This window comes from Dictyobacter sp. Z7_2 (genome assembly GCF_057551105.1).
This window is the reverse complement of sequence record NZ_BAAJPE010000002.1, coordinates 154,275-176,552: the sequence shown is the minus strand read 5'-3', so window position 1 is coordinate 176,552 and position 22,278 is coordinate 154,275. Positions and strand designations below refer to the sequence as shown.

The 22,278-nt window shown below is 47.0% G+C and carries 17 protein-coding genes and 1 riboswitch; of the genes, 13 read left to right on the top strand and 4 right to left on the bottom strand.

The window, feature by feature from the left end:
- Entirely contained in the window at positions 1-687 is a 687-nt protein-coding gene (locus tag AC27N8_RS14320; RefSeq protein WP_487068059.1) for a nitroreductase family protein, read from the bottom strand.
- Positions 688-711: 24 nt separating this feature from the next.
- On the bottom strand, positions 712-1,470 hold the full coding sequence (gene cofE / locus AC27N8_RS14315; RefSeq protein WP_487068058.1) for a coenzyme F420-0:L-glutamate ligase: 759 nt from the start codon (positions 1,468-1,470) through the stop codon (positions 712-714).
- A gap of 300 nt (positions 1,471-1,770) precedes the next feature.
- On the opposite strand from cofE, the gene AC27N8_RS14310 reads away from it, so the two are divergent.
- The 3 genes from AC27N8_RS14310 (at position 1,771) to AC27N8_RS14300 (ending at position 4,557) form a co-directional block, all read left to right on the top strand.
- Complete coding sequence (locus AC27N8_RS14310; protein WP_487068057.1) at positions 1,771-2,133, top strand: DoxX family protein; 363 nt, start codon at positions 1,771-1,773, stop codon at positions 2,131-2,133.
- A 156-nt stretch (positions 2,134-2,289) separates the two neighbouring features.
- Positions 2,290-2,455: riboswitch (FMN riboswitch) on the top strand.
- A gap of 194 nt (positions 2,456-2,649) precedes the next feature.
- Positions 2,650-3,528 carry an ABC transporter permease gene (locus AC27N8_RS14305; RefSeq protein WP_487068056.1) on the top strand — a complete coding sequence of 293 codons (879 nt, stop codon included), beginning with the start codon at positions 2,650-2,652 and terminating at the stop codon, positions 3,526-3,528.
- Between the two features lie 21 nt (positions 3,529-3,549).
- On the top strand, positions 3,550-4,557 hold the full coding sequence (locus tag AC27N8_RS14300; protein ID WP_487068055.1) for an ABC transporter substrate-binding protein: 1,008 nt from the start codon (positions 3,550-3,552) through the stop codon (positions 4,555-4,557).
- A 72-nt stretch (positions 4,558-4,629) separates the two neighbouring features.
- On the opposite strand, the gene AC27N8_RS14295 is transcribed toward AC27N8_RS14300, so the two are convergent.
- Complete coding sequence (locus AC27N8_RS14295; protein ID WP_487068054.1) at positions 4,630-6,867, bottom strand: serine/threonine protein kinase; 2,238 nt, start codon at positions 6,865-6,867, stop codon at positions 4,630-4,632.
- Positions 6,868-7,930: 1,063 nt separating this feature from the next.
- On the opposite strand from AC27N8_RS14295, the gene argC reads away from it, so the two are divergent.
- The 10 genes from argC (at position 7,931) to AC27N8_RS14245 (ending at position 20,488) form a co-directional block, all read left to right on the top strand.
- Positions 7,931-9,019 (top strand): N-acetyl-gamma-glutamyl-phosphate reductase, encoded by a 1,089-nt coding sequence (argC, locus tag AC27N8_RS14290; RefSeq protein WP_487068053.1) that lies wholly within the window; start codon positions 7,931-7,933, stop codon positions 9,017-9,019.
- A gap of 90 nt (positions 9,020-9,109) precedes the next feature.
- Complete coding sequence (argB, locus tag AC27N8_RS14285; RefSeq protein WP_487068052.1) at positions 9,110-9,979, top strand: acetylglutamate kinase; 870 nt, start codon at positions 9,110-9,112, stop codon at positions 9,977-9,979.
- Between the two features lie 255 nt (positions 9,980-10,234).
- Entirely contained in the window at positions 10,235-12,583 is a 2,349-nt protein-coding gene (locus AC27N8_RS14280; RefSeq protein WP_487068051.1) for an HAD family hydrolase, read from the top strand.
- Positions 12,584-12,587: 4 nt separating this feature from the next.
- Positions 12,588-13,196, top strand: a complete 609-nt coding sequence (hisH, locus tag AC27N8_RS14275; protein WP_487068050.1) for an imidazole glycerol phosphate synthase subunit HisH — start codon at positions 12,588-12,590, stop codon at positions 13,194-13,196.
- Positions 13,181-13,915, top strand: coding sequence for a 1-(5-phosphoribosyl)-5-[(5-phosphoribosylamino)methylideneamino]imidazole-4-carboxamide isomerase (gene hisA / locus AC27N8_RS14270; protein ID WP_487068049.1), 735 nt, complete (start codon positions 13,181-13,183; stop codon positions 13,913-13,915). The genes hisH and hisA overlap by 16 nt, the downstream gene beginning before the upstream one ends.
- Positions 13,915-14,682: an imidazole glycerol phosphate synthase subunit HisF gene (gene hisF, locus AC27N8_RS14265; RefSeq protein ID WP_487068048.1), complete on the top strand. Its 768-nt coding sequence runs from the start codon at positions 13,915-13,917 to the stop codon at positions 14,680-14,682. The genes hisA and hisF overlap by 1 nt, the downstream gene beginning before the upstream one ends.
- Entirely contained in the window at positions 14,676-15,620 is a 945-nt protein-coding gene (gene hisI, locus AC27N8_RS14260) for a phosphoribosyl-AMP cyclohydrolase (protein ID WP_487068047.1), read from the top strand. The genes hisF and hisI overlap by 7 nt, the downstream gene beginning before the upstream one ends.
- Before the next feature lie 264 nt (positions 15,621-15,884).
- On the top strand, positions 15,885-18,161 hold the full coding sequence (locus tag AC27N8_RS14255; protein WP_487068046.1) for an ATP-binding cassette domain-containing protein: 2,277 nt from the start codon (positions 15,885-15,887) through the stop codon (positions 18,159-18,161).
- Between the two features lie 218 nt (positions 18,162-18,379).
- Complete coding sequence (locus AC27N8_RS14250) at positions 18,380-19,537, top strand: cytochrome P450 (protein WP_487068045.1); 1,158 nt, start codon at positions 18,380-18,382, stop codon at positions 19,535-19,537.
- A gap of 216 nt (positions 19,538-19,753) precedes the next feature.
- The gene (locus tag AC27N8_RS14245) at positions 19,754-20,488 is read left to right on the top strand and encodes an HAD family hydrolase (protein ID WP_487068044.1); all 735 of its coding nucleotides are present in this window, start codon (positions 19,754-19,756) and stop codon (positions 20,486-20,488) included.
- Positions 20,489-20,661: 173 nt separating this feature from the next.
- Here the strand turns inward: AC27N8_RS14245 and AC27N8_RS14240 are convergent, their stop codons facing one another.
- Positions 20,662-22,164, bottom strand: coding sequence for an amidase (locus AC27N8_RS14240; protein ID WP_487068043.1), 1,503 nt, complete (start codon positions 22,162-22,164; stop codon positions 20,662-20,664).
- Positions 22,165-22,278 lie beyond the last annotated feature (114 nt).

The window sequence follows — 22,278 nt, the reverse complement described above, 5'->3', positions numbered from 1 at the left end:
TCAATCAAAACGAACTATTAAACTGTCTAAAGGAAGGCGAGCGCGCCGTTTCGGATCTGCTGCTGCATAGCCGACAGGAATGAGTGCCTGGGGGATAAGTTGAGTATCGAGATCGAGTGCTGCACATGCAATTTCAGGACAGAAGAGTGGAGCACACATCCAACCTGTATCTAGTCCTAGATCATAAGCTGTCAACAACATATTTTGAATGGCTGCACCAATGCTTTGTATGGCCATAGTCCTTTCATCTTCCTGGCGCTGAGCATCTGGATATTGATCCAGGTCACCCAGGTAGAGACAAGGCATGATCAGGGCTGGTGCGTGGAGAATGCGCTGGCGAGATTTTTCCAGGCGGATGGCAACAATATCGGACGATTCTCCATCCAGCTCCAGGTTTTGTTGCCAGGTTTGCCCCATGGCATCTGCAAGTTGTTTTTTCGGTCCCGGTTGTGTCAGGACCACAAAGCGCCAGGGCTGACGACCATGCGGTGATGGTGCCCAACGGGCGGCTTCGAGTATCTGCATGATGAATTCGCGCGGAACCGGCGTCTCTTGGAATTGACGCACACTACGACGACTGCTCATCAAGGTACTGAGATCGGCGACACGTTGGAGCGTTGTCGCTTGACGCGTCTCTCCTACGGAGGCTGTCCGTTCTTTTTTGTCTGTGTGGTTGGGTTCTGTCATGGATTTTTTGTGAACCTATTGAGACTAGCGGAACATATCAGTGGAACTATCACGTGTCAATGTATTGACGGTGCCCTCTCCCTGTATGTAGCGATATCCACGGATTAGAGCCACAGGGACGCGATCAATTTTGCCCATGACAAGTTCGGCGGCTGAAGATAGTTCGTCTGCAACTGCAATAATACTGGCGCGTAGTTCGTAACCATAGGCATCATGCTGTCCTCGATAGTCAGCCAACGCTTCCATGCCTGCGACGCCGATGGCCATGTTTACCTGACCATTGCGCCAGGCGCGTCCCCAGGTATCGGAAACGATGATGGCAATGTCTTCTTCCTGGCTTAAGTGTTGTAAGCGTGTACGAATTGTCCGTGCGGATTGATCGGAATCGTCAGGGAGAAGCGTCAAAAATTCTCCACCTTCGACATTAGATTCATCAACCCCTGCATTGGCGCAGATAAACCCATGCTGGGTTTCACTGATAAGTACACCGTGGTCCATGCGTACAATACGTTTGCTTTCGCGCAAGACCACTTCAACATGGCGAGCATCTTTATCATTACGTTCAGCGAACGCTTTCGCGAACTCCGAAGGTTCAATTGTGTTCAAATTGACGACACGTTTCTCCGCTTTGGAGATAATTTTTTGTGTCACGACCAACACATCACCTGGCTGTAATGTAAGCTGCTGGTGTTGGAGTGCCGCGTAGATAAGATCGCCAAGATCAGTGTCCGGATCAATCTCTCCAATACCAGTGATGGGAATAATGCGTAGTTCAGTGCTCATAGTCCTCCTCGTGAGAGTATTATATCTTTTTAGACGAGATCCTGCCAGACCAGATGGGTCTTGGATGCTTGTCTGTTGCTTAAGCGAACTATCAGCCATCATACCTGGCTGCGTGTCTCTACATTTGTATACATTGCTCAATCTTGTAACGTCATTGCTATGAAGACTTCATTCAGGCCTGAAGAGGCTCAGGGTGAAAATGAAATATGTCTGTCATGATATGGCAATGAGTAAATGGCTATTCAATTTACTCATATTATCGTAGGCATGAGTGATTTGATTTGAAAGGAATGAGCTGTCATGTTTAAAACCCTTGGGCACCTATTTTTAGGTTCTTTGTGCATTTATGGAGGATTTGGAGTATTCATTAATCCTGATCACGTGACGGAAGTGGTTGAGGCTAAAGGTTTACCTTATCCAAGGCAATTGGCAATTTTGAATGCGGCAGTGATGTTGATTGCTGGCTCAACGCTGGCATCCAGCGTGTTACCGAGATTGTCTGCTGCTCTCCTGACTGGTTCCGTGACTACGACAACAATTATTGGACATCCTTTTTGGAAAGAAAAAGAAGCCAAAGCTCGTCGGACTCAATCAGTGCAATTTTTTAAGAATCTTGCTTCGCTTGGCGGCTTTTTGCTTGTGCTGTCCGAAAGGAATAACTAAAATCAGATAGATGAAGATGTAGAAATAAAAATGTTGCAGGCTCATTTGTATAGCTTCAGTAAAGAGAAGGATGGGATACAAATGGGCTTTTTTGAGCTGTAATAACTTGATTCATGTCCTTGCATAACAGTATATGGATGTGACATACTTACACAAAGAGACCTTCGGGGCAGGGTGAAATTCCCGACCGGCGGTATGGTACAGATTTGTGAAAGATGTATCAAGCCCGCGAGTCTATCAGCAGTTATTTCTTGACTGATGATGCGACAGATTCGGTGTGATTCCGAAGCCGACGGTACAGTCCGGATGGGAGAAGGTTATACTATGGACCATAGCCGATGATAGTAATATCAGCGGCACTGTTGCATATGGAATCAGCTCGCTATGCAATGATGATCTGATCACATCTCCCTTACTTGTCCCCCTGGGTTAGTTAAATTGACATCACTCTTTTACCGCTCTTTCGTCTGTATGAGTGTATGCCAGTATTGGCTATGACCGAGGGATATGATTTCTATGAACGCAACTACTTCAAGGAATGATAGTGCACAACTCTCTGTGCGCAAAAATCGTTTTGAACAGGATGTGTCAACCACTAACGAAAGCTTGTTGCTATCTACTCAGCGTAGTAATAGGAAGACCTTTACGCCAGCGTTTTCTTTTCTTCCACCATTTATACTTGGACTTATTATCTTGCTACTCTGGTATGTGGCAACTGCCTCAGGTAGTATCAATGCTTTTATCTTGCCAGGGCCTAAGGATGTGTTTGCCAGCTTGATCGATGGTTTTAGTAGTGGTCTCTATTGGGTGCATATCGGTATTACGATACAGGAAAGCCTGCTGGGCTTTCTCCTGGCTGTATGCGTGGCTTTGCCTCTTGGCTATGGGATTGCTAAGTCGCGTTTGTTAGCACATACATTACAGCCGTATCTATCGGCCGGACAAGCAATCCCTGCTATTGTACTGGCACCATTCCTTTATCTCTGGGTTGGTCTGGGCGTGCTACCTGTAGTGATCATTTGTATGCTGGTAGTATTGTTTCCAATGATGATTAATACTGTTTTAGGGGTGCAGACGATTGAGCGCGAGTTGTTGGATGCAGCACGCCTTGAGGGCGCATCTGGTTGGTCGCTTTTGTCTTATATCGAATTCCCTCTTGCATTACCCTCTATTCTCGCAGCTGTACGCACCGGTCTGACGCTATCGATTACCGGTGCCCTGGTGGGAGAGTTCTTCTGTAGCCCTGATAGAGGGTTGGGTGCTCTCCTACAAATAGCATTACATGAATATAATATGCCATTTATGTTTGCGACAGTGCTTGTGCTAGGTGTACTGGCCTCACTTTATTACAGTGCAACCTGGCTGCTGGTTAAATTGGCGGAAGTGGTATATTAAAGATATGGAGAAACTGTTTCAATGGTAATATCTCGTCGTGTATCTGTGGTGTGGTCGGCTTTAGCGCTTGTGCTGATCTGTGGCATGTTCGTGACCGCCTGCGGCAATCCTGGATCGAGCACATCATCGACTTCAAATGGCAAAACATTACAAAATGTTTCGATCGGTTTGGGCTACAATCCTGATATTCAATTTGCCCCCTTTTATGTCGCGCAGAGCAAAGGTTACTATAAAGATGCTGGTCTTAATGTCACCTTCAACCATGGAATCGTCACTGATCTGATTGGAACCATGTTTGCTGGCAAGAACACATTTGTTTTTGCCAGTGGTGATGAGTTGTTGACGGCATTTGATAAGAATAAGAGTTTGCAGGCGGTTGACGTCGCTACAATCTTTCAGAAATATCCTGTCAGTATCATTGTCCCTAAGGACTCATCTATTAAGCAACTATCAGATCTCAAAGGACACACGATCGGTGTGCCGGGACTCTATGGTGCTACATATACTGGTTTGCTGGCGCTTCTGCAAGCAGGTCATCTGACATCTAACGATGTGAAGATACAATCGATTGGTTATAATCAAGTGGCGTCCTTGATGACACATAAAGAGGATGCTGTGGTTGGCTATTCCAATAATGAGCCACTGCAATTGGAGCGCAATGGTTTTCACGTACGTACCTTTGATGTCTCTGATTATCTGCCGCTCGTCTCGAATGGTATTATAACAACCAAAGACACTTATACCAAGCAGACGCAACTCGTGAAGAGCTTTATTCAGGCCACGCTGAAAGGTGTTACCTATGTGGATGCTCATCCTTCAGATGCGGTGACTATCAGTGCATCATACGTTCCTGGGATGAATACGACTGTTGCTCTGGATGTGCTCAAGGCAACCATTCCTATCTTTGAGGGAAAAGGAAAACCAGGCTATAATGATCCTGCTGTCTGGCAGTCCACGGAGCAATTTCTTGTGTCGGAAAAAATGATCTCAGCAATATCTGACTTGTCACAGATATACATCAACAATTAGCATTATTGATAAAGTAAAAAGAAGGTTCTTGTAGCGATATAATGCTACAAGAACCTTCTTTTGTCGTCTGGCTTATTGTAAGTTGTAAATAGCCAGATTCTTGAAGGAAACATCCGAGTTCTGTCCTACTGTAAGTCCAATATTGCCACCAATATCCGTGCCGGCAAAGCCACTCGTAGAGTCGCCCTGGTGTACATTATTGATATAATAGTGAAAATTTCCCTGATTGACCAGAATATCAACAGTAACGGTTTTTTCTAACGTTACATTATTTAAAGGAATCTCTCCATTTGATAGTAGTGACTGATTAGTGAAATAGGAGTTCCACCCATTTGCGTCAAATGTTACATAATAGTATGTACTTGATGAAGACATATGGTAATAAATACCAAACTGACTGCTTGCTGTGTTGAGTGTTACCTGAACTTGAATGTAGTAGCTACTTGGGAGTGATGCGCCACCAGGTAGTTGGGTCAAAATGGCTCCTGCATTACTACCTGCAGGATTAGTAAGTCTCAGCTGTGCCGGGCCACATTTTGCGTCTATGCTAACATTTTCCCATTTTCCACCTTTAGGATCACATGTACCGGGATAATTGGTACTATAAATTATACTTCCAGCTCCTGGTGCCAGAGTAGTGGGGAGTGCATAAGGTGGATTGAGCGTGTTTGTTGGTGTGGTATGCGATGTGGGTGTGTTTTGTTTGCTGACTGCGGTACTGGTCGCAGCGGCCGCTACGGCAGTTGCGCTGGATTGCGTGGTTGTTTTGCTGTTCTGGTTAATGAAGAAAGTGGTCAGACTACCACCAATAATAATGATTGCCAGGATCGCGATGGCCAGCGCAAGCATGCGGGGGCTTCTGGCACTGTTGGCACGGAAACGTGGAGGAGTAGTTTCTTGCGCCTGATAGCCTTGTCTTTGTTGCTGTGCGGGCCTGGCGCTATTCCATTGTGTTGTTCGTTCGGACTCTCGTAGCCGTTCGGAATGATCAAAAGAGGATTGCTCTGTGATGGGTGGGGTAGTAATTGGTTGTTGTTGTTGTCCATTCTCTATTAATGGAGATTCCTTTAGCAGTTGTTGCTCTCTAGGAGCTTGTGTTAAAGGGGCCTTCTGTGATGTTGGTGCTGGCTGATCGGCGATGGTAGCATCAAGTTCTGTGATGACGGTGGGTAGTGTCTGGAGACGATTTTGCGTGTGCTCAGAGAGATGTGGAGCCGCATTATTTTCTTTATTCTGGCTCTCCTCATCCATGAGAACAGTGACCACGCCAGGTGTCTGAGAAGCGTCATCAGATGGATGCGTTATTTTCGTGGGCATGTTGTCATCTTCGGTATGACGCTCAGCCGGGGTCTCGGTGATTTTTTCTTGTGTGAGTGGATAGACTGGCGTGAATTGCTCACCTGCTGATGATGGCAAGGAGCGAGGGAAGTGGTCCCCGAGTGCTTCGGAGACGGCTTGACGTAACGCCTGTGCAAACATGCCGGCACTATCGTAGCGCTGGCTGGGTGATTTAGCCATAGCCTTCATGACGACGGCTTCGACATTTTTTGGCACCTGGGGATTGAAGCGCGTAATTAATGGTGGTTCTTCTAAGGTATGTTTGATGGCGACAGCAACAGGAGAGGTGCCTGTAAAAGGAACACGACCGGCCAGCATTTGATAGAGGACAACACCAAGCGAGTAGACGTCTGTCCTATAGTCAATCGTGTCGCCGGTACCTTGTTCTGGTGATAAGTATTCGGGGGTGCCAACGATAGTTCCGACGCTTGTGAGATGTCCCTGGCTGTTCTCCTGATCGGTGACGTCCTTGAGCACCTTTGCAAGACCGAAGTCTGCGAGCATGATGCGCCCGTCGGCATGAAAAAGGATATTTCCAGGCTTAAGGTCACGGTGAACAATGGTCTGAGCATGAGCGCAATCCAGGCCAGCCGCAGCCTGTTCAATAATCGGGACAACCTCTTCTAAAGAAAGCACACCTCGTTTTTCTAAAACGTCACGGAGTGTTCCTCCTGTAACATAAGGCATCACGAGAAATGCTAGATCACCTTGTTCGCCATATTCATAAACAGGCATAATATTGATATGGTCCAGTGCAGCGATCGCATCCGCTTCCCGACGAAAGCGGGCGAGAAACTCATTGCGTGAACGCTGCTCAAGAACAACACCTGGTAAAAGTACTTTAACGGCTACAATCCGCCGTGGACGTGACTGTCGCGCCAGATACACTGCACCCATACCACCGCGTCCGAGGAGACGTTGGAGTGTACATGTTCCGAGCGCCTGCCCTAGTAACTCATTGCTGTCAGTCACCACGCTCGTAAATCCTCTCACTGAAAGATATCGACTGGTTGATAGTTCGCATACGAAATATTTCTACTAAGGATCATCCTTATATCCTGCTTGATCTAATCAGCAAGTCCCTTTGCAGAACTCCCTTCCAAAGACAGGATAGTTTCTGGTGAATGCCTTAATGGCTCCTATTATTTTTTTGATTACAGTAATTTTGACGGCATTATATACGGTATCACACTTGCCCCTGATCTGTCATCAAAGGCAAAAAAAGTCAAGACAATGTCACACGTAATGTTTCTTCTTCATTATAATAGACGTTTTGGGAACGTCAACTGTTAGGGTGATAATGTAGGCTTGAATAGTGAATTCTGTGATCATATTCATCATGATCGGATAGGTGTTTTGTCCCATACCTTCTTTTATCTGGTGTGCATTTTTGAGCCCGTGTGAGATATAGTTCACGTTTTAAACGTGTGTATCCTTCCTTTTTAGACGCTACTTCTGAGTTGAAGAGGAAGTATGCTCAATTGATGGGTAAAAAGCGTATAGTCATTTTTTACATAGGTCTGTCTTGCTGACAGGAAAATTACTAATTGACAGACAGGTATTCTGCTGGTATGCTTGTCAATAACAACTCTATAAATAAAGACTGACCCGCGTTGAGCGAACCTAGTATGAGGTAGGGAGCCGACAGAGATCCGGCGTTTGGTGAAAGTTCGGAATGGCGTGACCCACTCAGAACCCTTTCGTGAGCGGTTATCCGAAGAAAGTCTTGATTGCTCTAAGGTACTGGATGGAAATATTCTTCTCTCGAAGGAGTATGAAGAAATACCGGGTGATCATGTGGCAAGTAGGATAGGTGGGTAGCCCCCACGCAGCGTAAGGGCTAGAAAGAGTGGTCTTTCCACCTTCGCTGCGATGCTGTATACACAAGTCGTGAATATTGCAATTTCTCGAATCAAGTAAGTGTGGAAGACAATCTGGGTGGTACCACGGGAGCATAGCTTTCGTCCCTGTATGAAGTAGGGATGAAGGCTTTTTTTATTGTTCTAGAGTTGAGAAATTGCGAGGTGGATGCTTTATGACGACTGTTTCTATTGTGAACGTAACAAGTTATACTGGATCTGAATTGTTGCGCTTGCTGGCACTGCATCCCGATTTTGTGGTGACATCAGCGACAGGACGTAGTGCTGTAGGAAAGAGACTTGAAGAAGTCTTCCCCTATTTGCGTGCGGGCGTTCCTGGCAAAGAAGGGCAACGGCCAGCTATAGATCCAACTCTTGTGATCACAGAAGAGCCAGCCCAGACGGATCTGGCCTTTGTCTGCCTGCCACATGCGGCGGCAGCTGAAGCGGTTGTAAAGCTGCTACAGCGCGGCACAAAAGTAGTGGATTTATCAGCTGATTTTCGCTTACACGATGTGGCAACGTATGAAGAGTGGTATAAACATACACATCCGGCTCCGGCATTGCTAGAGACAGCGGTGTATGGACTATGTGAGCATTATCGCGATCGTATTCGGACCACCTCTCTTGTAGCTAACCCTGGTTGTCATACGACCACCTCTATTCTTGGCTTGAGTCCCGCAGCTGCGGCTGGTATTATCAATCCCGATGTTATTATCGATTCCAAAACAGGTATTAGTGGTGGTGGACGAACGCCAGGTTTGACATATCATTTTCCTGAGGCCGATGAGGATGTGAGCGCTTATGGGTTATCTGGCCATAGACATATGCCCGAGATTGCTCAAGAACTGACGTTGATGGCTGAAGCTGGAGGTCATCCTTTTGCTCATGATCTGCGTATCACATTTGTCCCGCACTTGATGCCAATGACACGTGGTATTCTGGCAACGTGTTATGCGGATTTGAAACAAGAAAATGCGCAGCCATTGCCAACAACCGCCGAAATACGCTCACTCTATGAGCAATATTATAAAGATGAGCCATTTGTGCATGTGGTTGATCAGCCACCACATACGAAATGGACCTATGGTAGCAATCATTGCTTTATCTATCCAATCGTTGATACGCGTGCAAAGCGTCTTATTGTTGTTTCCTGTCTGGACAATCTGGTCAAAGGAGCTTCCGGGCAGGCGATACAAAATGCAAATATACTCTATGGATTGCCCGAGACAACAGGATTGTCCTCACTAGGTATACATCCATAAGTGTCTGCTGCTTGCTAGCAGTGTGCATTGTTTTAGCCAGGTTTAAAATTGAAAAGAAGATAGAATTTCTATTGTGAGGAGTCTGGGTACATGGCAATCTCATTTTCACGAACACCCCAGGGGGATATTATTAGCGATCATCATCTTATTGCACAGGTATTGGGAGAGGCCCTTCCCTATATTGATTTTTTAAAAGGGAAGACTCTGGTGATAAAGCTAGGTGGTAGCACGCTGGAGCATCAGCGCTCAGTGTTACAAGATATTATCTGGCTGAGAGCTTTAGGAGCGTATCCGATTCTGGTTCATGGTGGAGGCCCATATATCAATGAGTGGCTGACAAAGTTTAATCTGCCCACACGTTTTGTCAATGGGCTTCGTGTTACCGATGCTCCTACTCTGGAAGTGGTGCGGATGGTTCTGCTGGGACAGGTAAATCAAGGCCTGGTGCTGATGGCTTCTCAGATGGGCGGTAAGGCGGTTGGATTGTGTGGAACGGATGGGGGTATGGTACGTGCACATATTGCTGACGAACAGTTGGGTTTTGTGGGCGAGATTGACTCCATAGATCCTATGCCGATCGAATCCCTGCTCAAAGATGGCTATATTCCGATAGTCGCTCCATTGGGCGAAGGTGCTAATGGCACTTGTTTGAATATCAATGCTGATCTGGTAGCGGCTCATCTGGCTGGGGCGCTGAATGCGGAGAAGCTGATCTTTTTGAGCAATGTGGCCGGTATTTGTCGCTCAGATGGCTCCTTAATGTCAGAATTACGCGAGTCCGATGCCAAAAAGTTGATCGATGAAGGGGTTATCAGTGGTGGGATGATTCCAAAGGTTACTGCTTGTCTCGATGCTCTGGCGGCTGTGCCACGCGTTCATATCGTAGATGGTCGTGAGTCACATGTGTTATTGCGCGAACTGTTTACTGATGAGGGCGCTGGGACAATGATTATTCGCTAGCAAGGAGCTTTGTCTCCCTGGCTTTGCTGTTTTGTTTATCATTATAAATCACGCAATGAGCGTATTGTGGGCGTGCAGGGGAAGCTTTCACATGCTGGTGTCGTGTTCAGGGGACAGCAAAAACTTTTATGCTGTCCCTTTTTTGTTGATTATACCTGGAGCTCGAAACGCTGTCATGACGGGTATGTTAATGACATGATACACTACGATTTATGAGGGTGGTTTTCTTGTATTCTTACGGTTGAAAGGGACATTTTGAGTAACCTCGTCGTTTTTGATCTGGATGGTGTGATTACAAGTGAAGAGGCGTACTGGGTTACAGCTGGCCTGGTGCTGCATGAGATAATCTATAGTCCGCGTTATTGGAATGTTGGTGGCACTCAGACGTATATACCTGCGGCTGATGCCGAGACGTGTACACGTTTGAGTCGGGAAGTCCTTCCTGCGTCTGTAATGCTTGGGTTTAAGGCTCGCTCGATTAATTCTAATTGGGATACCTGCTATGCAGCTGTGTGTGTGTGTCTGGTGGATCTACTTGCGACGCTGCCCGATTGCTCGGCATTGCTGCCGCTACAGCCCTGGGATGCACTTTGGTTGAAGACTTTTCGTGAGATGCTGGCCGACTCTCATGCTCATAGTGCTGGTAAGCGTGAACCTTATCGGCTGTTGCAGGAGCCGATCTTCCAGGATTATGTGGGATTTGAATTGTTTGAACGGTTGACCACATATGCAAGTGGGATTGTTGGACAGCAGATCGATGGTGTTTTTGTACGATACAGCCCTTTTTGGCTGCTCTGTCAGGATATTTTTCAGGAAACATATCTGGGCGATCAGCTCTACACTCAAGAATATCACCACGCTCCTGCACAGCCGGGGAAATATGGCTGTATTCATATGGAGCAACCACTTTTACCTGTTGAGGCGTTGTATACAATGCTTCAGAGCCTGCACGAACAGGGCTACACTCTGGGGATTGCAACCGGACGCCCCGGGCCTGAGGCGATTGTTCCACTCCAGAATTATGGGCTTTTGGAATATTTTGATCCAGATCGAATTATGACCCATCATGAGGTTGCGCTGGCTGAGGAAAAATTGCGCTCCGAGGTTGGTCATCGTTCGCTGGTCAAACCCCACCCCTATCAATTTTTGGCGGCGGCCTATCCAGGCTCTACCCCTGATCAACTGCCTCCACCTCGCGGTAGTTTTGTCGTCGTTGGCGACACAACCAGCGATGTGCTTGGTGGTCGGGCTGCGGGGGCCATTGTGATTGCTGTTCTAACTGGAGCGCAGAGCGCTGAAGCCCGACGCTTGCTGGAGAAAAGCCAACCAGATTTTATTGTTCCTGACGTGACGTATGTGCCCGATTTGCTGAAGCACCTGGATGATCTGGCAACTATTCAGCATATGCAGTTTAGTGAGCGTGAGAAGGCTGAGATACTGTTGAGGCGCTGGTTCTTGCGCTCTATGGATTTACAGGTAGATGAGGTACGCTTAACTCCAAAAGCAGTCTCGCTTAATTCCTTTAACGGTATCTATCGCGTCGAAGACCAGGAGTATTTTTTTAAGACGCATGTCGAAGAGCAGGGCATTTTAGAAGAATATTATCATGCTGAACTGCTGCAACAGGCTGGTTACAATATTGTACGGCCCGTTCGTACAGTGCATCAAAAAGGTCAGCAGATGGTAATTTATCCTGTGATTCATGCCCCTGTGATGTTCGATTTGATGCGAGCTGTGGAATTGGGAGATACATCGCAGGCAACTCTCGAATTGCTGGTGGCTGCTGAGCAACGGGAATGTGCGCGTTTGTTGGAGATTTATCAGCGGACATTGGCTCTGCGTACTCCCGAAGAACATGCTCAGGCTCCAATTCATCAACTCTTCTGGCACCGCCTGACCGGCGGACGTTTACAGAGCTTTTATGAGCACAAGTTCTTTCCATTTCCAGATCGATCAGCACACGCTGGCGACTTGCAAGGGATCTCTTTTGAGGATCTGCTGCGCTGTCAATGGACTATCAATGGGGTGGATATTCCAACTCATGCTGATGGTTCAGAGCAGTCTCTGGGACAACTCATCGAGCGTGCAAAAGAGGTGCTCCAGCCAGCACAGGCTGCATTGACTGTGATCGGTCATGGCGATGCTCATTTCGGGAATGTCTTTTTGGAAGATCAAACAGTCTATCAGTACTTTGATCCAGCCTTTGCTGGACGCCATACGCCGTTGCTGGATATTGTTAAACCTCTGTTTCATAACGTCTTTGCTACATGGATGTATTTTCCATTCGAGGTGGAGCAGCAGTTGCAGATCTCCGTTGCAATACATGGTTCGCATCTTGTGATTGAGCATAATTATGAGCTTTCACCCGTGCGGCAGGCGATACTGGAGACTAAATTAACCTCTTTGTTGCCAGCATTGCTTTCGCTGCTGCGCGAAAAGCAGGCTCTACCAGAGAATTGGGCTGAGGTAGTTCGCCTGGCATTGCTCTGCTGTCCGTTGCTCACGGTCAATTTGCTGGATGATACGAAGCGGTCGGCCGCCATCTGCTGGCTTGGACTCTCTCAGGTGATGCAGATGGGCACTCTATTAAATATAGGGGAGTAGAAAGATGATTGCCATTATCGATTATGGAGCGGGAAATATTCGAAGTATAGAGAAGGCGCTGGCACATGTAGGAGCACAGGTACAGGTGACTGATGATCTGCAAGTGGTGGCTCGTGCCGATGCTGTGGTGCTGCCGGGCGTGGGTTCTGGTGGCTCGGCGATGGCTCGCATGACGGAGCGTGGGCTCGATGAGGCGATTCGAGAGGCGACATTTCAAGGGAAGCCGTTTCTTGGTATTTGTCTTGGCATGCAATTGCTAGCCGATCATCATGAGGAGGGTGAGGTTGATGGCTTAAGGCTCTTCCGCGGATCTGTGCGCCGCATTCCGCATGGCCCTAAAATTCCCCACATGGGCTGGAATCAATTGCAAACGTTGTCACCGGATGCGCCAATTTTTGCCAATGTTCCTTCCGATGCCTACTTCTATTTTGCGCATTCCTATTATGTCGAGCCACAGGATCAGACCGGGGTCGCTGCCGTCACGGATTATGGGTCTCCTTATTGTAGCGTGATTGTTACGGATCAGGTGTGGGGAACTCAGTTTCATCCCGAGAAGAGTGGCGATGTGGGGATGCAAATCCTGAAGAATTTTGTGAAATGGGTGAAGCAATGATTATTTTACCTGCAATAGATATCAAAGATGGACAATGTGTGCGTCTGTTTCAGGGCGATTATGCACAGGTGACAACGTATGATACTGATCCTGTAGAAGTGGCACGACGCTGGCAGGATGCAGGCTCAAGCTGGCTCCATCTGGTTGATCTGGATGGTGCGAAGGCTGGCTTTCCTGTCAATGCTGAGCTGATTAAACGCATTCGAGCTGCAACGACTTTGCATATTGAGGTTGGTGGCGGCATACGTACTCTGGAGCATGCTGCACAGATGCTGGATATAGGCGTGGATCGCGTGATATTGGGGACTGTGGCGATTACTGATCGTTCTTTGCTACAGGAGGCGCTGGCCCGCTGGCAGGAGCGGATTGTAGTGGGACTGGATGCTCGTGATGGCTATGTGGCGATTACTGGATGGCTGGAGACTTCTCCCGTCAAGGCTGTCGATCTGGCGGCGGAACTGAGTGCGTTGGGCGTGCAGCGTTTTATCTATACTGATATCGCCCGTGATGGCGCACTGATTGGACCAAATCTGAAAGCTCTGGCAGAGATGCAGCGTTCTGTCACAAGTGCTCTGATTGCCTCTGGAGGAGTGAGCTCACTGACTGATCTCCATGCGCTGGCTGAGAGTGGGGTCGAGGGAACGATCGTCGGGAAGGCAATTTATACAGGCGCAGTGGACCTGGCGACAGCTATCCGCGAAATTGAGAGGGAAGGTTGATGTTAGCAAAGCGGATTATTCCCTGCCTGGATGTTATGAATGGACGGGTCGTCAAAGGGGTCAGCTTTGTCAATTTGCGTGATGCTGGAGATCCAGTCGAATTGGCGAAATTATATGATCAGGAAGGGGCCGATGAGATAACTTTTCTGGATATCACGGCTTCCTATGAAAAACGCGCGACGATGCTGGATGTAGTGCGACGCACTTCAGAGCAGGTTTTTATTCCTGTCACTGTTGGCGGCGGTATTCGCTCTGTTGAGGATATTCGGGCAACCCTGGGGGCTGGCGCTGATAAAACGTCTCTGAATACAGCGGCCGTGCAGAATCCTGAGCTGATTACGGCTGGCTCAGAGCAGTTTGGCGCTCAGTGTATTGTGCTGGCAATCGATGCTCGTTCGAATGCAGAGATGCCAAGCGGCTATGAGGTGTATGTCCATGGGGGGCGAACTCCTACTGGGCTGGATGTGGTCGAGTGGGCTCAGCGTGGCGTCTCCCTGGGAGCCGGTGAAATTTTGCTGACAAGTATGGATCGGGATGGCACAAAGAAAGGGTATGATCTTGATCTGAATGCTCGCGTCTCGTCCACTGTGACTGTGCCCGTGATTGCTTCTGGCGGCGTTGGAACTCTGGAGCATATGTATGATGGGCTGACGCAGGGCGGTGCAGATGCGGTTCTGGCCGCTTCGATCTTTCACTTTGGCGAGTTCCGTGTGCGTGATGTTAAGCACTATTTACAATTAAGAGGAGTAACGATAAGGCCATGTTGAAATTTGATGCACAAGGATTTGTTCCTGTCGTAATTGTCGATGATGAGTCTAATGAAGTGCTGATGCTGGCTTCTATGAGTGAGGAATCATTGCGCTTGACACGCGAAACGGGGCAGACGCATTTCTTTAGTCGCTCGCGTAATAAGATCTGGCATAAAGGCGAGGAATCGGGCAATTTTCAAGAGGTACGCGGTATATTTGTGAATTGTGAGGAGAATAGCCTCTTAATTCGTGTCTTTCAACATGGAGAAGCCGCCTGTCATGAAGGCTATGTAAGCTGCTATCATCGTCGCCTCCTCTCTGACGATCAGTATGAATTAGTGGCTGAGCGTATTTTTGATCCTAAAGATGTATATCACCACAGCTTGCATGGCGAGGCCAAGCGGGCAAGCGATGATGATAAAGAAGAAGCTCAAACTCCACAACAATTGGAGGAAGCATTACGCCAACTGTACTCTGTCTATACCTCCTTGCGTGATCAGGATAAAACTGCCGTTTCAAATACGTCACGCCTCTTGCACGAGAAAAATCGAGAATTTTTGGTGAAGCGTGTGTCCAATGAGCTAGCAGAGCTCGTAGGAGTTCAAACGGGAGAGCACGTCCATACGGGTCTGCCGGAAGATACAGCTCTGGAAGGTAGCCAGGTCGGCTATTGGCTGTTTTTAATCGCGGCAGTAAGCGGTGTAGAGTACGATCAATTTAATCCCCATACAGCTATCTTGAAAGGATTTACTAGCAAGTATACTTTTGAGGATATATCTGCGCTGTGTCAGAGTACGGTGGAAATGGTTTCTTCACAAGATTTAGTGCAATTGGTGCATGGATTGATGTCAGGATTTGATGTGATTGGTTGGGCTTGTGTCTCAGCAGGCATTAGTCCTCTGGCTCCCGTTGAATATGATCTCGCACAAATGCGCCAGAAAGGTTTTATTGCGTGATGGTTTCTGTGCTCATCAGGAGATGGATCTATACTTTTCCTTTTGTATAGGGAGAGCGAAAAGTCATTCCTGCTTGATCAGATGGTAATATAGGCTCTATAATAGATAATATGTATGAAGTGATCTGAATGTATGAAAGTAAGCAGCAAGCCTACAGGCATATTATTGTTGGATTCTGACCTAAAATAGGGAATAGATTATTCAACAGCCTATTATAGATTCGCGATCGGTGTTATGTGTATTGGGAGGGGGTATCGTACCATCATGATTGAGAAAAATAAACATGATATAGATATTCAAGATAAGTACTGTGCTTTAGATACAGAAAGGATGAGCTGCCTTAACAAAGATATTATACAACCCCAAACTGTTCTTCAGCGTCCGACGCTTATAAAAGCGCTTTCTGCATTAGATTATAATAAAGATCTAAGTTGCCATGAAACGGTGACCCTTCGTTCTGAAGATATCCTCTCTTTAACGCATCTCTCATCTATTGATGAAAAGCAATCTCAGGTCGACGATTGGACAAGAGGTAGCAGTCGCCCTACTGAAAGAAATCAAAGTGCCTTTCATGGTCAAGAGGAGGCTCAACTGCGTGGTTGCCCAGGGGTGTGCATCGATGCATTTAATCTTAAAAAAGTAAGTCGAAACAATGTTGTCCTGCTGAATGATATTTCATTGGCGATTCCGGCGGGCGCTTTTGTCGCTCTGGTTGGAAGTTCAGGTGCAGGGAAATCAACGTTGATGAAAGCGATCAACGGATCGAGAACGTTTCAGCAAGGAAAACTTTTCTACAATGGCCAGAATTATTATCAATATGCATCTATCTTTCGTAAACAACAAGGCTATGTTCCGCAGGATGATATCGTTCATCAGAGTCTGACGGTTGAACGTGCCCTCTACTATGCAGCTAAGATGCGTTTACCTGCGCATTATACCAGGGCTCAGATTGCGATGCGTATCGATGAGGTACTGGATGATGTGGATCTTAAGGGACGTCGCTCTTTGATGATCAATAAGCTTTCGGGTGGACAGCGAAAGCGTGTCTCGATTGCTCTCGAATTACTGGATAAGCCGAATGTTTTCTTTCTCGATGAGCCGACCTCTGGACTCGATCCCGGTCTTGATCAAAAAATGATGCTGCTGCTACGCCGACTTGCTGATAAAGGTCAGACGGTTGTTGTAGTGACTCACGCTACAAGTAATATTACACTCTGTGATTATATCTGCTTTCTGGCTCCCGGCGGGAGGCTGGCTTACTTTGGGCCTCCGGATAGAGCACGGCTCTATTTTGGGAAAACAGACTTTGCAGAGATATACCATCTATTAGAATCCTGTATCGACCATCCCAGAGCACCAGAAGAATTTGAACTTCGCTTCAAGCTCTCTCACGATTATCACAAATATATTGCTGAACGGTTGCAGGCCGATATGGTCTTGAGCAAACATGCTGCCCGACCCTCTTTGTTCCAAGCACCTCAACGTAGTAATGGCTGGAAACAGCTCTGGCTGCTCTCCTTACGTTACCTGGAACTGTTAAAGAATGATCGTGGCAACCTGATAATGTTGTTATTACAAGCTCCTGTGATCTCATTGCTGCTGATCGCGCTGATGAGATGTGAAATTGGGACAACGATGTTCAAGCAAAACGATATTGCGACATGTCCAACTACGGCGGCGATGATTGGTACCAATGGCCTGCCGGAAATGCCAAGCCAGGCTCATCCCCTTGTTTCAAAATCCTGTTTACGCGTAGAAAATATGCTCCAGACTCAGGCAGCTGGCAAAGCTTACGCCAAAACTCATGGTGGTCAGAAACGAGCTTTACAAGATTTTATCTTACCTGCATCGGGTGAAAATGCACAGAAAATCCTCTTCATTATGAGTTTTACTGCCATCCTTTTTGGATGCGTGAATGCTGTGCGCGAAATTGTGAAAGAGGCGCCTATCTATGCCCGAGAACGCGCTGTAGTAGTGGGTATATTGCCGTATATGTTCTCAAAAATTATCATTCTGGGCCTCTTATGTCTGATACAGACGGCTGTGCTTGTTTTGTCTGTCAATGCAGTATCTTCTTTTTCATCCTGGGGCATTGTGATGCCAACGGTATTGGAAGTATATTGTACTTTAGCATTAACATCGCTCTCAGGCTTGATGATAGGATTAGCGCTCTCTGCTCTGGCATCCAGTACAGATCGTGCGATGAGTTTTATTCCCCTTATTCTCATTCCTCAGATCATTTTTTCAGGAACGATTTTTCCTTTTACTGGCTGGGTCACTCAATTATTGGCGATGCTTTTTACATCCCGATGGTCGATTGCAGCGTTGGGGTCGACTGTAGGTTTGCATAGCGATAAATTGGGAGGGGATAGATTAATTAATTCGGATAACATTTATCAGGGGACTCTGTTTTCCGTTTATTCTCATGCCAATGCTGTGCAGCAATTGCTGACGACATGGACCGTGCTGGGAATTATGACGTTTTTACTTATGTGTGCTGTTGGATCATTTTTAAAGCTGAAAGATAGAAATAGTTCTTAGCGTCAGGATTGATCAACTCGCACTAAAAAGGGCTGTAAAGATTACTTTGTAAATGATAAATATAATGGAATATAAATTTCTAGTAGCTGTTGTTTATATGATAGAATGATGTGTTTGAATAGGGGAGATTGAGAGGAAGAATGATGAACATAGGGTCTCTCTCCTCTGCTCTTACGTAAGAAAATTAAAGTGTCTTTCTATCAAAGGGAGTATATGGCGTGACTACGCAGCAACCATCATCCGTACCTCAATTAGACGAAGCTACTTATCTTGAATATAGCCAGATGCGTGAAAATCAGCCTGTCTATAAGTCGCCAGATTATGCCGTCTGGTCGGTTTTTCGCTATGCTGATGTGCAAAAGGTGTTGACAGAATGGTCGATTTTCTCGTCTGCACGTGGCGAGGATCATGATGATCCTCAAAATCCAGTGGGGGCAAGTATCATTAGCCTGGATCCGCCACGGCATCGTCAACTCCGAAGCCTGGTGACTCAAGCCTTCACCCCACGTACTATTGCACGTCTGGAGACACGTATAGAAAGTATTACACATACTTTATTGGATCAAGTTATCAATAAAGGTTCGATGGATGTAATTACTGATCTGGCCTTTCCACTCCCTGTGACAATTATCGCCGAGTTAATAGGGGTCCCATTTGAAGATCGTGAGCAATTTCAAATCTGGTCGAATGCTATCGTTGGGACAGACGAAAATGCACTTATGGTCTCGCAGCAGGCAATGGGGGCTTATTTCATGCAACAGATGGAGCTACGTCGCCGAAAGCCACAAGATGATCTCTTGACAGCTCTGTTACGTGCCGAAGTTGATGGCAAACATCTCTCTGATCTGGAATTGGTAGGATTTTGTGTCTTACTGCTTGTGGCTGGCCACGAAACTACTACGAATCTGCTTGGCAACGCTTTCTTTTGTTTTGATGCGTATCCCGATGCCGTTGAGGAGTTGCGAGCCGATGTAACGCTGATGCCGTCTGCCATCGAGGAGATACTGCGCTATTATTCACCTGTCCGCATGCTTCCACGTGTTGCTACTCAAGATACAATTTTGAACGGCCAGCTGATTAAATGTGATGATATGGTGTTGCCTCAATTTGCCTCTGCTAATAGAGATGAAGCCCAATTTCCACATGCCGATGTATTTGATATTCATCGAACTCCAAATCGGCATTTTGCCTTTGGGCATGGGATTCACTTTTGCCTGGGGGCTCCTCTGGCTCGTTTAGAAGCGAAGGTGGCTTTGAACGTGACACTAAAACGTTTATCTGAGATCAAGCGTGATCGCTCAATTCCTCTTGAATTGAGAAAAAGTAATTTGGTATTTGGAGTGGAACATTTACCAATGACTTTTGTGGTGAAATAAAATCTTCCTGCAAATTCAATTATCGGAGCCTCCAGATTAATTTTACGGCCGAATGGGTAATATAGGTAATGCTTATTTGTAGGAACGAGGCATAAACGATAAAATAAGTTGTAAATTCGTGCATATGAGGTCCATTGAGAAGCATCTACGGAGTACGCTGTTGTTCGCACGATTTTATTCATGTCGTGTTGTGTGTTTTGGGAAGGATCTGAGTTTATGTCTATTCAAGCTGTGATTTTTGATCTGGGTGGCACGTTAATTGATTGGCCGGATTGGGATGATGATATTCTGAATCGCTGGGGACTCTCATATGATTATCTCATTTCAAAGGCGAGTGGGAGGGATTGGCCTGAGCGCGAAAATTATGTGATGGCGATGCGTGGAGCGGAGTTGGCTCATTGGCAGCGTGTAAATACAGTGCGAAGCAGTAACACGCCGTCTGAAGTTCTACTTGAGGGATTTCAAACGTTGGATTGTGTCGTAAGTCAGGATGAACTTCTGTTTGCTCTGGATGGCTATGCTCAAGCTGTCTATGGTTGGTCGATGGTCTTCCCTGATGCTCTGGCGACGTTGTCTGCATTGCGCGAACGTGGCTATCGTCTTGGCTTACTCTCTAATACATGGTGGGCAGCAGATTGGCATAATGCAGATCTGCTAATGCACGGCTTGAATACATTACTTGATGTGATTACCTATACTTCTGATCTGCCGTATTCTAAACCCCATCCAGAGGCGTTTATGACGGTATGCCAACGCTTGCAGGTACAGCCGGAACATTGTGTGATGGTTGGAGATCGCTTGATTGATGATGTCTCGGGCGCTTTGGGGGTAGGTATGCGTGGCGTGTGGAAAAAGACTCCCTACCCCTGGCCTGAGCCTGACCATATTCGCCCAAGTGCTACCATTACATCTCTTGCAGAGCTTTTGCCGCTAATATATCAATGGGATTAAATGTGTGGGTTCTGCCCAATGTGTAATTGTAGATAGTCATTTTGTCTAATGCAATTGTGTTTATTCCTTCTCTGTTTGACGGTAGATGGCCAGGGTCCTCTTATTCTGTTGCCGTATATTCTGACCATCTACCGTGCTTCTTTCTCGTAATGCAAAAGAAAGTATGGATCAACTCAATTTATGGTTGGTAGATATCGCGGTTCTTTCCGCGCCTTCGTTGCTTGCTCAAAGGCATAGGCGAGTTTGATCAGTGTTGGCTCGCTGTAAGCTCGCCCGACAAAGCTGATACCAACTGGCAATTCCTGGACATGTCCGGCCGGAACACTGATAATGGGGTAGCCAGCCATGGCTGCGGCCTGTGTACAACTCCCGGAAAAACTGTCTCCGTTTACTACATCTATGTACCAGGCAGGACCACAACTGGGCATAACTAAAGCATCTAGGTGATGTTTCTCCATGATTGCGTTGATGCCCTCTTCTCTTGCGAGCCGTCGACTCTCTTGCAAACTTTCTTGATATGATACATCGGTGAGTCCGTTGGTGGCCTGGGCTTTGATCAGGAGTTCTTGCCCAAAGAGATGAAGTTCTTCAGCGGCGTGTGCCTGGTTGAAGGCGATGACTTCCTCTAGATTTTTGACGGGTGTCGTTGTCAACTCACTGAGATATGCATTGAGATCAGCTTTGAGCTCGTAAATCAAGACTTGATTTTCAGCTTCCGTTTCAGCCATACGTTTAGCTGTGGGGATGTCTGCTGGATCGATTAAGATCGCTCCTTGTTTTTCAAGGACTCGGAGTGCCTCTTCAATTAGTTGATCTGCTTTGGGGCTGTAATCAAAGTAGATATCACGTGCAACACCAAGACGTGCTCCTTGTAAGCCATTCACATCGAGAAACTGTGTGTAGTCGGAGTGCGATGCTTCTGTGCTCTCTCCCGTTGCAGGATCGCGTGCATCAACTCCTATGATAGCTCCTAGCACGATGACTGCATCTGTCACCGTACGCGCAAAAGGTCCAACTGTATCCTGGCTATGAGAGATTGGAATGACTCCAGCACGGCTGGTGAGTCCAACTGTGGGCTTGATGCCTACTACGTCACACATCGAGGCAGGGCAGATGATTGAACCATCAGTTTCGGTTCCCAGTGCGACTGTGACTATGTTGGCTGCTACCGCGACAGCAGAACCAGAGCTTGAGCCACATGGAGTGCGATCAAGTACGTAAGGATTATGGGTCTGTCCCCCACGACCGCTCCAACCACTGATGGAGTGCGATCCTCGCAGGTTAGCCCATTCACTGAGATTCGTTTTACCCAGGATAACCGCTCCTGCTTCGCGGAGTTTCTGAGCGACAAAAGCGTCTCTTGGCGGTATTGAGCCGACCAACGCTAGAGAACCAGCGGTTGTTTGCATCGCATCGGCGGTCGCAATATTATCTTTGAGCATAATGGGAATGCCATGAAGTGGTCCACGTGGTCCTTGCTGAGCACGCTCGGCGTCCAACGCATCTGCGATTTTCAGAGCATCGGGGTTGATCTCGATCACTGAATTGAGTGTGGGACCACTTTTATCGATAGCTTGAATACGTTCAAGATACTGCTCTGTAAGTTGATGCGCGGTCATCTTTCCTTCTGTCATCGCTATCTGCAATTCGGCAATCGTTGCTTCCTCAATACGCATCGGTGTCTACCTTTCGTCTTTGACCTGATTCTCGGCACCTTTTTGTGTCTCGCTAGCTTTGTGGGTGGGCGAGAATATAAATATCAGAAGGGGCATAGTCCATAAATGATCTTC

What these genes read in the sequence shown, in the direction of transcription:
- AC27N8_RS14305 (WP_487068056.1), top strand. Translation starts at nt 2,650, where the DNA reads ATGAACGCAACTACTTCAAGGAATGATAGTGCACAACTCTCTGTGCGC.
- AC27N8_RS14245 (WP_487068044.1), top strand. Translation starts at nt 19,754, where the DNA reads ATGTCTATTCAAGCTGTGATTTTTGATCTGGGTGGCACGTTAATTGAT.
- hisF (WP_487068048.1), top strand. Translation starts at nt 13,915, where the DNA reads ATGTTAGCAAAGCGGATTATTCCCTGCCTGGATGTTATGAATGGACGG.
- hisA (WP_487068049.1), top strand. Translation starts at nt 13,181, where the DNA reads ATGGGTGAAGCAATGATTATTTTACCTGCAATAGATATCAAAGATGGA.
- hisH (WP_487068050.1), top strand. Translation starts at nt 12,588, where the DNA reads ATGATTGCCATTATCGATTATGGAGCGGGAAATATTCGAAGTATAGAG.
- AC27N8_RS14300 (WP_487068055.1), top strand. Translation starts at nt 3,550, where the DNA reads ATGGTAATATCTCGTCGTGTATCTGTGGTGTGGTCGGCTTTAGCGCTT.
- argC (WP_487068053.1), top strand. Translation starts at nt 7,931, where the DNA reads ATGACGACTGTTTCTATTGTGAACGTAACAAGTTATACTGGATCTGAA.
- cofE (WP_487068058.1), bottom strand. Translation starts at nt 1,470, where the DNA reads ATGAGCACTGAACTACGCATTATTCCCATCACTGGTATTGGAGAGATT.
- AC27N8_RS14255 (WP_487068046.1), top strand. Translation starts at nt 15,885, where the DNA reads ATGATTGAGAAAAATAAACATGATATAGATATTCAAGATAAGTACTGT.
- AC27N8_RS14310 (WP_487068057.1), top strand. Translation starts at nt 1,771, where the DNA reads ATGTTTAAAACCCTTGGGCACCTATTTTTAGGTTCTTTGTGCATTTAT.
- argB (WP_487068052.1), top strand. Translation starts at nt 9,110, where the DNA reads ATGGCAATCTCATTTTCACGAACACCCCAGGGGGATATTATTAGCGAT.
- hisI (WP_487068047.1), top strand. Translation starts at nt 14,676, where the DNA reads ATGTTGAAATTTGATGCACAAGGATTTGTTCCTGTCGTAATTGTCGAT.
- AC27N8_RS14320 (WP_487068059.1), bottom strand. Translation starts at nt 687, where the DNA reads ATGACAGAACCCAACCACACAGACAAAAAAGAACGGACAGCCTCCGTA.
- AC27N8_RS14240 (WP_487068043.1), bottom strand. Translation starts at nt 22,164, where the DNA reads ATGCGTATTGAGGAAGCAACGATTGCCGAATTGCAGATAGCGATGACA.